Raw genomic sequence first — 13,112 nt, 5'->3', positions numbered from 1 at the left:
AACACGATGCTTGCGGAACTGCTCAGATTGCTTAAGCGACTCTGGCCGATTACCGTACTCGCCACGACCATGGGCGCCGCGAGCGGCATCGCCACCGCCGCCCTGCTGGCAGTCACGAATCGCACGCTGCATGACGGCGCCGCGGCCTTGCCAACCTTGCTGTGGAGCTTCGCCGGACTGTGCGTGCTGGCGCTTGCAGGCGAAGTCATCTCGGACATCGGCAACAACCTCGTCGGCCAGCGCGTCATCGCGATGCTGCGCAAGAATCTGTGCGAAAAGATCATGGCCGCGCCGATCGGTCAGATCGAACAGTTTCGCAGCCATCGGCTGATCACCGCACTGAATCAGGACATCGATACGATCAGTTCGTTTTCGTTCATGTTCTCGAGCCTCGCCATCGCCACCGCGACGATCGTCGGCTGTCTCGGTTATCTGTTTGTGCTGTCACCCATGTTGCTGGTCATCGCGCTCGTCGCCATCGCTCTCGGCTCGATCGTGCAAACGTTGGCGCGGCGCGTGGGGATTCGCCGTTTCGGCGCGGCGCGCGAAGCCGAAGATCGCCTGCAGAAACACTATCGCTCGATCACTGAAGGCGCCAAGGAACTGCGTCTGAACGGCCAGCGCCGCAGCTTCGTCTTCGAGCACGAACTGTCCGGCACCATCGAGGCGATCTTCCGGCTGCGCGTGCGCGCCGCCAATGTCTTCGTCAGCGCGAATGCATTCGGTTCGCTGCTGTTCTTTATCGTGGTCGGTCTGATGCTGACGTTGCAGACGTGGTCGCCGGGCGCGGACCGCACGATCATCACCGGCTTCGTGCTGGTTCTGTTGTATATGAAAGGGCCGATCCAGGAGATCGTCGGCGCGCTGCCGTCGATCGGCCGCGCACAAGTTGCATTTCAGCGCATCGCCGAACTCTCCGCCCGGTTTTCGACCCGCGAGCCGTCGCTCGTCGCCGGCCACAAAACCGGCTCGCCCGAGCGTCTCGCCGATGTGTTCGATACGATCGCGCTTGCCGGTGCCCACTATCGCTTCGCCCGGCCGCAGGACGAACGCGATGCCCCCGCCGCGGATAGCGGCACAAGCGATACAGACAGCGCGGGCAGCGGCTTCGAACTCGGGCCGCTCAGCCTCACGATCGAACGCGGCGAGACGCTTTTTATCGTCGGCGAGAACGGTTGCGGCAAAACCACGCTGATCAAGCTTCTGCTCGGACTGTATCAGCCTGACGCAGGACAGTTGCTGCTCAACGGCGAAGCGGTGCGCGACGAACATCTCGACGACTACCGCCAGCTTTTCTCGGCGGTGTTCTCCGACTATTACCTGTTCGACACGCTGATTCCCGGCGAAGCCGCCCTCACCGCCGAAGCACAAAAATATCTCGAACGGCTCGAGATTGCCCACAAGGTCTCGGTACGCGACGGCGCGTTCACGACCACCGATCTGTCGACCGGGCAGCGCAAGCGGCTCGCTCTCGTGCACGCCTATCTCGAACGCCGCCCGGTGATGGTGCTCGACGAATGGGCCGCCGACCAGGACCCGACTTTCCGGCGCATCTTCTACACCGAAATCCTCCCGGACCTGAAACGCCAGGGCAAGACCCTGATTGTGATTTCGCACGACGATCGCTATTTCAGCGCTGCCGACCACTACATCCGGCTCGAAGAAGGCCGCATTGTCGAAGAGGTTCGGCCCGTGCGCGTGCCGGCAGCTTCGCAGGTTGCGGCCAGTGCCTCATGATGCGGCGCCGCGGCCGCGTTCCCGTCACCGATAACAGCCTGTCTGTGAAGATCTCATGCCTCTGACCGTTTTTCTGAGCCGTTGCAGCCGTTTTGCCCGTCTGCTGACCGCCTTGCCCGTCGCCCTCGGCTTGCAAAGCTGTGTCGCCCCGAGCGCCGATCAGGCCGCGCTCACGGGCCCCTATCAGGTCGAGATCCGTCGCACGGCGCTCGGCATTCCACATCTGAAAGCCGACGACTGGGGCAGCCTCGGCTACGGTTATGGCTACGTGCAGGCGCAGGATAACCTGTGCACGATGGCAGACGGATTCGTCACCTATCGTGGCGAACGCTCGCGCTACTTCGGCGCCGATGCGCGCCCGACTACCGACGCTACCTTCGGACAGCCAACCAATCTCGACGCGGATTTCTTCTTCCGTTTTGTCGACGACGATGCAGCAGTCGCGCGTTATCGCAAGAACCAGACTGCCGATATGCGGTCGCTGATCGACGGCTTCGTCGCGGGCTACAACCGGTATGTCGGCGATCTTGCGCATGGCGATTTTCCCGGAGCGAACGCGGCATGCCGTGCCGCGCCCTGGGCCGGCAAGATCAACGTGGCGGATGTTTACCGGCGCCTCTATGCTGCGAACCTCGCGGGCGGGGAAACCCGCTTCGTCGCAGCGATCGCGACGGCACAGCCGCCCGTGTCCGCTCCGCAGTCGCAGCAGGGCGCGTTGCACGAGCAAGGGCTCACGTCCGCCGCAGCCACGCTCGCCGCCAACGCGCCGCTCGCAGACTTCGGCGGCCATGCCGGCATCGGCAGCAATGGCCTTGCGTTCGGAGCGGATGCCACTCGCGGCGGCAGCGCGATGCTGCTCGGCAATCCACACTGGTTCTGGAACGGTCCCGACCGTTTTTACCAGGCGCAACTCACCATTCCCGGCAAGCTCGATGTGAGCGGTGTCTCCTTTCTCGGCGTGCCGTTGATTGTGATGGGCTTCAACCAGAATGTCGCGTGGACGCATACGGTCTCCACCGCCAGGCGCTTCGGCCTGTTCAAGCTGAATCTTGTAGCGGGCTCGCCGACCACATACGAGGTCGACGGCAAAGCCGAGGCGATGACGCCCACGCGCGTGAGCGTCGACGTGCGCGCCGCGGACGGTTCGCTTCATGCCGTTTCGCGCACGCTGTATCGCTCGCGCTTCGGGCCGCTCGTCAATCTCGGCGCGATGTCGCCGGCACTCGCATGGAACGCACAGCAGGCGTTCGCGTTGCGCGACATCAACGCGGACAATTTCCGCGTCTTCGAAAACTTCCTCGAATGGGACCAGGCGGCTTCGCTCGACGACTTCATCCGCATCCAGAAGAAGAACGCGGCGGTGCCGTGGGTGAATACGCTCGCCATTGGTCGCGGCGACCCGCGCGTGTGGTATGCGGACATCGGCGCGGTACCGAACGTGCCCGACGAGCTTGCGCAGCGTTGCACGCCGCCCGTGGGTAAAGCGCTCGCCCACTCGATGCCGGGCGTGCCGTTCCTCGACGGTTCACGCAGCGATTGCGACTGGCGTGTCGAAAGCGGCTCGGTTCAGCGCGGCGCATTGCCGGTCGCACAGATGCCGAGCCTGTTGAGGCGTGACTACGCGGGCAATTTCAACGGCAGTTACTGGCTCAGCAACCCCGCCGCGCCGTTGACCGGATTTGCTCAGGTGGTCGGCGCAACGGGTGGCCAGCAATCGCTGCGCACCCGTCTCGGCCACGCGATCGCCGCACAGTTGCAAAGCAATCCGGCCGGCGTCTCCGCCGACGCGCTCAGCCGCGCCGCGCTGGACAGCCGTTCGATGTCGGCCATCCTCTTCAAGCAACCTGCGCTCGATCGTTTGTGCAACGGCGGCCAGCCGGCCGGCGTGAATTCCGACGAACTGCGCAAGGCCTGCAGCGTACTCGCCGCGTGGGACAACACCGCCTCGGCCAATGCGGTCGGCGCGACGCTCTGGGACGAATGGTGGCGGCGTCTGCTATTGATTCCGCCCGCGCAACTGTACGCCGTGCCGTTCGACCCCGCCCGGCCGCTGACCACGCCCGCGGGTATCGCGGCCGACCCCGCCAGACTCGCCGCCTCCCTGCACGACGTCATGGCCGCGCTCGAGAAAGCCGGCATCGCGATCGATGCACCGCGCAGCGCAGCGCTCTACGTGCAACGCAACGACGAACGCATCGCCCTGTTCGGCGGCTGCGACGCGGGCGGCTACTTCACGGCCGCATGCGCGGCGCACCCGTTCGACTCCCGTGCCTATTCGATGAACGTCAATCCGAACGGCAACAGCTACCTGCAGATCGTGTCGTTCGCCGGGGATGACGTGCTTGCACAGACGCTCATCGCGTCGTCGGAATCCGATGATCCCGCCTCGCCTCGTTTCGCGGACGGTACGCGCAGTTACGCCGCGCAACGCTGGTTGACTATTCCGTTTTCCGAAACGTCGATCGCCCGCGATCCTGCGCTGACCCGTCGTACGTTGAACTCGTCGGACGCACAAACGCGATGAACGCCAAACTGGCATGGAGGAGCTGAGCATGCCCATTCAACTCGCCCAACCCCTCCCTGTCCGGGCGTACGGCACGCCGTACGACGGTTCCTCCGACGCCATGCCCGATCCCTGCGAGATCACATTTTCCGCGCATCGGATGACGCGGCAGTATCCGTCCTGGATCGATGTGCCGCGCCCGGGTGAACTGCATCTGTGGCGCTTCCGGGCTGGATGGCTGCCGGTCTCGATCCAGGAAGGCGACCGATGGCTCTCGGAAACCGAGCGTGGGCGCGCGAGGCTGAATCCAAACTCCGCACTGCGCAAACGTTTCGTTGCCGCACGCGTGGTGCTGCGTTGGATCGTGGCGAATCTGCTGGACCTGGCCCCGCACGAGGTGAAATTCATCGATGACCATGCCGAGCAACCGGGCGTTCAGCTTCCTCCCGACAGCCACCCGGTTGCGATCGACATCGCATACGGCGGAATCTGGATCGTGATCGGCATCGCTTCGGGCGCGCTCGGCCTCGGCGTCGCGATGCCTACGCCAGGAAACGAGACGGCCATACCAGGCGAGGCCCGTGCGAGCATCTGGCCGACTGGGGTGCCGGATCGTCACGCAGACCGATTCCGCTACGCGGACGAGGCTCTTCAGTCCGCGCGCTACAGCAGCCTGTCGAACGCTTTAAAGCGGCCATCCATCGATATCGAACCGCTGACCCTCCGCGCCAACGCCACGGCAACCTTCGTCGATCTGCCGGCGGCTGGACGCTGGCATGTCGTCGATGTACCGATGCCCGGCAAAATTCGCGCTGCGGTTTCAATTGCGCACCCAGTCAAATCGATTCAGGCATTCGGGTGGCCGAAAAGCTGACGCGGCGCCCGCGCATATCGTGCCTCACCGCGTCTCTCCCGGTCGCGGTGCCGGGCAGAGCGGATTTGTCGTTCAGTCAGTTGTCCCACGACGTACCCCAAAACAGGAAATCAACGCGACCCAGTTTGGGGTACGAGTTTGGGTACGTGCAAATCGTGGAACATGTCGGAACAGGGCGGAATGCTTCCACCCCGGAAAAAGATAAAGCCCTGACTTATCAGGGCTTTTCGGACTTCAGTGACTGTCTGCGGCACATCAAATTTGATTTGATGGTGGAGGTAAGCGGGATCGAACCGCTGACCTCTTGCATGCCATGCAAGCGCTCTCCCAGCTGAGCTATACCCCCTTGCAGAACAGAAACGAGATTTTAGAGGCCAATTTGCGCTTTGTAAATACCCTTTGCGCAATTGCATGCGACTTTTTTCGCAAGTCGCATGCAAACCCTCTTAATGCAAACGCGAACGCGCTTAAGCCAACGCTTTTTCGATACGGCTCACGACAACATCGCGGCCGAACAGCATCAACACGCTATCGATCGAAGGCGTATGCGTGGTGCCCGCCACCAGCAGACGCACCGGCATGGCCAGTTGCGGCATCTTCAGCTTGTGCGCGCCGAGCGTGGCCTTCAACGCCGCAGCGATCGCTTCCTTGGTCCACTCGACCGTTTTGAGCGAAGCGGCCAGATCGGCAAGCGCCGGACGCACCACATCCGTGACGTGCTGCGCGAGCGCCTCGGCGTCAGGCGCCGGCGTGCGATAGAACATCGCCGCGTTTTCGGCGATTTCCTTCACCGTCGATGCACGGTCCTTCAGCAAGCCCACCACCGACGTCAGATCGGCGCCTTGCGCAATGGCAGCTTCGTCGATCTCCAACCCGGCGAAGAAAGGCTTGGCGAGCTCGGCAAGGCGCGCGTTGTCCGCTTCCTTGATGTAGTGCGCGTTGAGCCAGTTCAGCTTGTCGTGGTCGTACTGAGCCGGCGACTTGCCCAGATGCTCCAGATCGAACCATTCGACGAATTGTTCACGCGTAAAGATTTCCGCGTCGCCGTGCGACCAGCCCAGACGCGCCAGATAGTTGACCACCGCTTCCGGCAGAAAGCCGGCGTCGCGATAACCCATCACGCTCATTGCGCCGTGACGCTTGCTCATCTTCTCGCCCTGCTCGTTCAGCACGGTCGGCAAGTGCGCGTAAACCGGCGGTTCGGCGCCGAGCGCACGCAGAATGTTGATCTGACGCGGCGTGTTGTTCACGTGGTCGTCACCGCGAATCACGTGCGTGATGCGCATGTCCAGATCGTCCACCACCACGCAGAAGTTGTAGGTCGGCGTGCCGTCCGGGCGCGCGATCACGAGGTCGTCGAGTTCTTCATTCGAGATCTCGATACGGCCTTTCACAGCGTCGTCCCATGCGACTACACCAGAAAGCGGATTGCGGAAGCGCAGCACGGGCTGCACGCCGGCCGGCGGCTCCGGCAGGACCTTGCCGGGTTCCGGACGCCAGGTGCCGTCATAGCGCGGCTTTTCGCCGGCCTCGCGCTGGCGTTCGCGCAGTGCGTCCAGTTCTTCCGTCGACATGTAGCACGGGTACACGAGCCCCTCGCCCTGCATCTGCTTGAGCACTTCGCGATAACGGTCCATGCGCTGCATCTGGTAGAACGGGCCTTCGTCGATATCGAGGCCGAGCCATTCCATCCCTTCGAGAATGGCGTCGACCGCTTCGGTACTGGAACGCTCGACGTCGGTGTCCTCGATCCGCAGCACGAAGGTCCCTTTCATCTTGCGCGCGAACGCCCACGGATAAAGCGCGGAGCGAATGTTGCCGAGGTGGATGAAGCCGGTGGGACTCGGTGCGAAACGGGTACGGACGGAGGTGGTCATTAGCGGTTACTCGGAAGACAGGCGCCGGCGCCGTGGCGAACATGGCCAGTGAAGCGCGGCAGCGGACCGCGTCCATGCAGCAGAAAGCTGCCTTGCACGGACACGAAGGAAATAAATTCAAGAGCCGAATTATACCTTCCGAACACGCGGTGCCTGCCCTCGTCCGAATGGCCAGTGGCAGTACTCAGGACGCACGGCAAGCGCACCTCGGGAGGCTTGAGCGTTTCCTCTGCAACGTTTCATTACCGGAGCGACGCGTGCCCGGAGCTTTGATTTATGATGTGCGCGCGCTGCGGGTGGGGATAGAACCACGGCGCATGGAATCGCCACCGGCCATTCCGTCCGTTTGACTATCCGCCTGATCGCGGCACCGGTTGTGCCGATCGCGCCGCCCCTGCCGTTGCTGGAGAACCCGTTGAAACCGTCATCCCCTCGCCTTGCCCGTCGCAACTTCTCATTGGCGGCCGCCTCCGCGGTGCTCGCCGCCTGCACCACGACTGGCGGCAGCAAGACCGATAGCACGCCGGTCGCCACCACGCCCACCGTCAACCCGCCACCGCTCGACAAACCGCAGCGGCCGATCCGCGTCGGCCTTGCACTAGGCGGCGGCGCCGCGCGCGGCTTCGCGCACATCGGCGTGATCAAGGCACTCGAGGCGCGCAATATCCAGGTCGACCTCGTGGCCGGCACCAGCGCGGGTTCGGTGGTGGGCGCGCTATACGCCTCGGGGATGAACGGCTTTGCACTGAACAAGCTCGCGCTGACCATGGACGAAGCGTCGATCAGCGACTGGGCGATGCCGTTTCGCACGCGCGGCTTTCTGCAAGGCGTCGCGCTGCAGAACTACCTGAATACGACGCTCAACAACCGTCCGATCGAGAAGATGGCCAAGCCGCTCGGCGTGGTCGCCACCGATCTGAAGACCGGCCAGCCGATCCTGTTCCAGCGTGGCAACACCGGCATTGCGGTGCGCGCGTCATGCAGCGTGCCGTCGATTTTCGAGCCGGTGAAGATCGGCGGTCACGAGTATGTGGACGGCGGCCTGGTGAGCCCGGTGCCCGCCTCATTCGCGCGCAAGATGGGCGCGGATTTCGTGATCGCCGTGGACATCTCGCAGCGCCCGGAAAGCGGCCTCACAGCCAGCTCGTTCGACGTGCTGATGCAGACTTTCACGATCATGGGCCAGACGATCAAGGCCTATGAACTCGACAAGTACGCCGACATCGTGATCCGGCCGAATCTGGCAGCGATGAGCGGCAGTGATTTCTCGCAGCGTAACGCAGCGATCCTGGCCGGCGAGGAAGCCGTGGCGAAGATGATGCCCGAGTTGCAACGCAAGATGGCCGCAAGCCGCGCCGCGGTGTAACCCGGAAGGATCGCGCCGGTTATACCGGCCGGCGCGCGGAAGATTCCGTGCCACATCGGTAAGCGCCCAAAACGCAAAAAGCCTGCTTCAAACGAAGCAGGCTTTTTTTGTCGCACCAGAACCGCTGGCGCGAACTGAATCAGTTACTGATTACCGCCGATCGACGCATTCACGCGCTTGCGCAGATCTTCGCCTTCCTGATAGGAGGTCTCGATCCGGCGTGCACCAGTAAAGCGCTTTTCCCAATACCCGCTATCCATATCGTCGACGCGAATCGTGCTGCCCGTGGAAGGCGAATGCACGAACTTGTTGTCGCCGATGTAGATGCCGACATGCGAGAACGTGCGGCGCATCGTATTGAAGAACACCAGATCGCCCGGCTTCAGGTCGCTGACGCGAACTTTTTCGCCGACGCGGCTCATTTCCTCGGCTCGGCGCGGCAGCGCCATACCGAGCGTGTCCTGGAACACGTAGCGAACGAAGCCGCTGCAATCGAGTCCCGAATCGGGCGTATTACCACCCCAACGGTAGCGAACGCCGATCATGTTCAGCGCGCCGACCACCACGTCGCCCGCTTTGCCGGCCATGCCGGACAGGAACGATTTGGCGCCGCCGTCGCTGTCAGGAGCGGCCGATTGCGAATTGAGGGGGGACAAAGAATTCGACCCGCTCGGGGTCGAAAATGAGGCATTCTGATTAAAACTGCTTACTTCGTCGGCGAACGCGCCGGGAGCTGCTGCCATCAAGACGCCAATGAACATCCCGGCGACGACGCGCGTGCAAGCCTGGGTTAGGTTTCTGTGCTGCATTGGTCGGTATTTTTTGCCTAAAAATCAGTGGGCTACGGAAAAAAGTTTGGTCGATACTAGCCAGTAAGTATTCACGTGTCAAAACAAATAGAAAAATACAATCGAGACACGCACCCAATTGGTGAAAGAGTGCAAAATCAGTGGTCCAGCGCCGCTTTCAGCAGCTTTCGGGTGTAAGGGTGCTCCGGTGTCGCAAAAATCTGCTCAACGTCGCCGCTTTCGACGATCGATCCGTTTTGCATGACCGCGACGCGATGCGCCATCGCCCCGATCACGGCCAGATCGTGACTGATAAAAACGAAGCCGAGGTTGTACTTCTGTTGCAACCCGGCAAGCAGTTTCAGCACCTGCTGCTGGATCGACACGTCGAGCGCGCTGGTCGGTTCGTCGAGGATCAGGATGCGCGGTTCCAGCACCAGAGCCCGCGCGATCGCAATCCGCTGACGCTGGCCGCCGGAGAACTCATGCGGATAGCGGTACAGCACCGTGCGGTCCAAACCGACTTCCCGCAGCACCGAGACCACCTTGTCGCGCCGCGCCTCCTGGCCCATTTGTGGCCGATGCAGCGCGAGCCCTTCGCCGACGATCCGCTCGATGGTTTGCCGCGGCGACAGCGAACTGAACGGGTCCTGAAAGACAACTTGCATATTCGAGCGTAAGGCGGTCTGTTCGGCGCCGCGATAGCTGCCGAGCGCCCTGCCCTGAAACTCGATCTCGCCATGCACCGTGCGTTGCAGACCGAGCAGCGCCATTGCCAACGTCGATTTGCCCGAACCCGATTCGCCGACGATCCCCAGCGTCTCGCCCTGGCGCACCGACACGTTCGCATCGGCGACTGCGCGGAAATGCCCCGAGCGAAACCAGCCGCTAAAGCCTGGCAGCTTCGTTTTGAAATCGACTGAGACATCGCGCGCTTCCAGCAGCACCGGCGAGATCGGCAGCACAGGGACCACCGTGCGTTGCGGGCGGCTCGCCAGCAGACGTTGCGTGTACGGATGCTGCGGCGACTCGAACACCTGCTCGACCGATCCGCTTTCCACCAGTACGCCCTGCTCCATCACCGCTATGCGTTGCGCGAAATGGCGCACCAGATTCAGGTCATGCGTGATCAGCAGCACGGCCATGCCGCGCTTCTCGGCTTCGTCGCGTTGCAGTTCCAGCAGCAGCTCGACGATCTGCGCGCGGATGGTCACGTCGAGCGCCGTTGTCGGCTCATCGGCCAGCAACAGGCGCGGACGGCACGCGAGCGCCATCGCGATCATCGCGCGCTGCCGCTGACCGCCTGAGAGCTGATGCGGATAACTGTTCACACGCTTGCCGGGCTCGGCAATGCCCGTGCGTCCCAACAACGCCACCGCGCGCTTGCGCGCCTCGTTCGCCGTGACGCCGTCGTGCACGACGATCGTCTCCGCAATCTGGTCACCGACCGTATAGAGCGGATTGAGAGCCGTCATCGGCTCCTGGAAGATCATCGCGATGTCCGAGCCGCGCATGCCGCGCATCTCACGCTCGCTTTTCGCAAGCAGATCCTGGCCATCGAAACGGATTGACCCGCTCACCTGCGCGTCGCTCAACAGACGCAGGATCGACAGCGCGGTCACGCTCTTGCCCGAGCCCGATTCGCCGACCAGCGCGACCCGCTCGCCGCGTTGAATCGCGAGCGTCACGTCGCTCACCGCGACGGTGTCGCCGAAGGTCACATGCAGATGATCGAGTTCCAGCAGCGGCGGCGTCAGAGCCTGTTTTGCGTCGTTCTGTACCATGGCGCTCACTGGTTGCCTCCTGCGCGCATGGCATCGGAAATGCGTGTGTCCAGCGCGTTGCGCAGCGCGTCGCCCATGAACGTCAGCAGCAATAGCATCGCAACCAGCACGCCGAACGTGGACAGCGAGATCCACCACGCGTCGAGATTGGCTTTGCCTTGCGCGAGCAGTTCGCCGAGGCTCGGGGTCGGAGACGGCACGCCGAGGCCGAGAAAGTCGAGGCTGGTGAGCGCGAGAATCGCGCCGCTCATGCGGAACGGCAGAAACGTGATCACCGGCGTCAGACTGTTAGGCAAGACGTGCCGCCACATGATCTGCCAGTTCGAGAGCCCCATCGCTCGAGCCGCACGCACATAGTCCTGATGACGGTTGCGCAGAAACTCCGCGCGTACGTAATCCGATAAACCGATCCAGCCGAACAGCGACAGCAGCACGATCAGCAGAATGAACCCCGGCTCGAAGATCGACGAGAAAATGATCAGCAGGTAAAGCTCCGGCATGGCGCTCCAGATTTCGATCAGACGCTGCCCGATGATGTCGATACGTCCTCCGAAGTAACCCTGCACGGCGCCCGCGGCAATCCCGAGCACGGTGCCGATCAAGGTGAGCACCAGCGCGAATTCCACCGACACGCGAAATCCGTACAGAAGACGCGCGAAGAGATCGCGACCACGGTCGTCGGTGCCGAACCAGTTATCGCGCGATGGCGGCGCCGGGTTCGGCGCCTTCGAGAAGTAATTCAGCGTGTCGTAGTAGTACCGGTTCGGCGGATACACGGCGAAGTTACCAGGCGTGTCGAAACGATGCTTGATATACGGATCGAGATAGTCGGCGGGCGTCGGGAAGTCGCCGCCGAAGGTGGTCTCCGCGTAGGTCTTGAACATTGGAAAATACAACTGACCTTCGTAGCGCACTACGAGCGGCTTGTCGTTCGACCACAGCGGCCCGGCGAGGCTCGCTGCAAAAGCCACGACGAAGATGATCAGACTCCAGTAGCCAAGACGCTGCTGGCGAAAACGCTGCCAGACGCGGCGCGCGGGCGTGGGTGATACGAACGCGCGAGCCGGTTCGGTGCGCGCCGCCGCATCGGCTGAAAGACGGGCTCGATTCATCAGCGCTCCAGTTGTTCGAATTGGATGCGGGGATCGACCCACACATAGCAGAGATCGGAAATCAGCTTGGTCGCGAGACCAATCAGCGTGAACAGATAGAGCGTGCCAAGCACGACCGGATAGTCGCGCCGCACCACCGATTCGTACGACAGCAGGCCGAGTCCGTCGAGCGAAAACAGTGTCTCGATCAGCAGGCTGCCGGTGAAGAATGCACCGATGAACGCCGCCGGGAAGCCGACGATCAACGGGAGCAACGCGTTACGAAACACATGCTTCCACAGCACGCGTTTTTCCGACAAACCTTTGGCGCGCGCGGTCAGCACGTATTGCTTGCGGATCTCGTCGAGGAAGGCGTTTTTCGTCAGCATCGTGACGACCGCGAAACTGCCCACCACCGAGGCCGTGATCGGCAACGTGATGTGCCACAGGTAGTCGACGATCTTGCCGCCCAAACTCAGTTGCGCCCAGTTGTCCGAAGTGAGATTGCGCAGCGGGAACAACTGCAGGAAGCTGCCGCCGCCGAATAGCACCAGCAGCAGCACACCCAGCACAAAACCCGGAATCGCATAACCGACCAGCACGACGAGGCTCGTCGCGATATCGAAGCGCGAACCGTTGCGCACCGCTTTGGCGATGCCCAACGGCACCGATATCAGATACGTCAGAAAGAACGTCCATAAGCCGATGCTGATCGACACCGGCAACTTCGAAATGATCAGCGACCACACGCTCTGGTGGCGGAAATAGCTTTGGCCAAGGTCGAACGTCGAGAAGCGTTTGAGCATCAGGCCGTAGCGTTCGAGCGGCGGTTTGTCGAAGCCATAGAGCACTTTCAATTGCGCGATCTGCTGCGCGTCGACACCGGTATGCGTGCGCAGGCCGAACGGCGCACCATTCTCCGCGCCTTTGCGCAGCTCGTGCTGCATCTGCTCGACCGGGCCACCCGGGACAAACTGGATCACGACGAAGGTCAGCGTCAGCACGCCGAGCAAGGTCGGGATCATCAACAGCAGGCGTTTGAGGATGTAGCTCCACATGGCGTCGTTTCCGGTGCGAAGGCGGTGAATGAAT

General features: G+C 62.5%; 9 protein-coding genes and 1 tRNA gene. 4 read left to right on the top strand and 6 right to left on the bottom strand.

All coding sequences use genetic code 11. From position 1 onward, the window contains the following. The first annotated feature begins 6 nt into the window (after nucleotides 1–6). Genes KHO30_RS12300 through KHO30_RS12290 form a run of 3 tightly spaced genes read left to right on the top strand, consistent with a single transcriptional unit; the run spans nucleotide 7 to nucleotide 5,114 of the window. A complete protein-coding gene (locus KHO30_RS12300; protein ID WP_211701164.1) occupies nucleotides 7–1,737 on the top strand; it encodes a cyclic peptide export ABC transporter in 1,731 nt (576 codons plus the stop codon). Nucleotides 1,738–1,792: 55 nt separating this feature from the next. Continuing rightward, a complete protein-coding gene (locus tag KHO30_RS12295) occupies nucleotides 1,793–4,261 on the top strand; it encodes a penicillin acylase family protein (protein WP_211701163.1) in 2,469 nt (822 codons plus the stop codon). Between the two features lie 28 nt (nucleotides 4,262–4,289). Next, the gene (locus KHO30_RS12290) at nucleotides 4,290–5,114 is read left to right on the top strand and encodes a 4'-phosphopantetheinyl transferase family protein (RefSeq protein WP_211701162.1); all 825 of its coding nucleotides are present in this window, start codon (nucleotides 4,290–4,292) and stop codon (nucleotides 5,112–5,114) included. Between the two features lie 270 nt (nucleotides 5,115–5,384). Here the strand turns inward: KHO30_RS12290 and KHO30_RS12285 are convergent. Together KHO30_RS12285 and gltX are read right to left on the bottom strand one after the other, a co-directional pair. Continuing rightward, nucleotides 5,385–5,460: transfer RNA gene (locus KHO30_RS12285), tRNA-Ala, on the bottom strand. A gap of 121 nt (nucleotides 5,461–5,581) precedes the next feature. Beyond that, nucleotides 5,582–6,991, bottom strand: coding sequence for a glutamate--tRNA ligase (gene gltX / locus KHO30_RS12280; RefSeq protein ID WP_211701161.1), 1,410 nt, complete (start codon nucleotides 6,989–6,991; stop codon nucleotides 5,582–5,584). 415 nt (nucleotides 6,992–7,406) lie between these two features. Between gltX and KHO30_RS12275 the strand changes: the two genes are divergently transcribed. After that, nucleotides 7,407–8,357, top strand: coding sequence for a patatin-like phospholipase family protein (locus KHO30_RS12275; protein WP_093633642.1), 951 nt, complete (start codon nucleotides 7,407–7,409; stop codon nucleotides 8,355–8,357). Nucleotides 8,358–8,500: 143 nt separating this feature from the next. On the opposite strand, the gene KHO30_RS12270 is transcribed toward KHO30_RS12275, so the two are convergent. The 4 genes from KHO30_RS12270 to KHO30_RS12255 all read right to left on the bottom strand — a co-directional run bounded on the left by KHO30_RS12270 (nucleotide 8,501) and on the right by KHO30_RS12255 (nucleotide 13,078). Then, entirely contained in the window at nucleotides 8,501–9,166 is a 666-nt protein-coding gene (locus KHO30_RS12270) for a C40 family peptidase (protein ID WP_200650596.1), read from the bottom strand. Nucleotides 9,167–9,303: 137 nt separating this feature from the next. Then, complete coding sequence (locus tag KHO30_RS12265) at nucleotides 9,304–10,929, bottom strand: ABC transporter ATP-binding protein (RefSeq protein ID WP_244864080.1); 1,626 nt, start codon at nucleotides 10,927–10,929, stop codon at nucleotides 9,304–9,306. 5 nt (nucleotides 10,930–10,934) lie between these two features. After that, nucleotides 10,935–12,041 (bottom strand): ABC transporter permease, encoded by a 1,107-nt coding sequence (locus KHO30_RS12260; RefSeq protein WP_093633378.1) that lies wholly within the window; start codon nucleotides 12,039–12,041, stop codon nucleotides 10,935–10,937. Then, complete coding sequence (locus tag KHO30_RS12255) at nucleotides 12,041–13,078, bottom strand: microcin C ABC transporter permease YejB (protein ID WP_200617879.1); 1,038 nt, start codon at nucleotides 13,076–13,078, stop codon at nucleotides 12,041–12,043. The genes KHO30_RS12260 and KHO30_RS12255 overlap by 1 nt, the downstream gene beginning before the upstream one ends. Between the last annotated feature and the right edge of the window lie 34 nt (nucleotides 13,079–13,112).

The organism is Paraburkholderia aspalathi (genome assembly GCF_905220735.1).
Classification (GTDB): domain Bacteria; phylum Pseudomonadota; class Gammaproteobacteria; order Burkholderiales; family Burkholderiaceae; genus Paraburkholderia; species Paraburkholderia aspalathi.
This window is presented reverse-complemented; position numbering and strand designations above follow the sequence as displayed.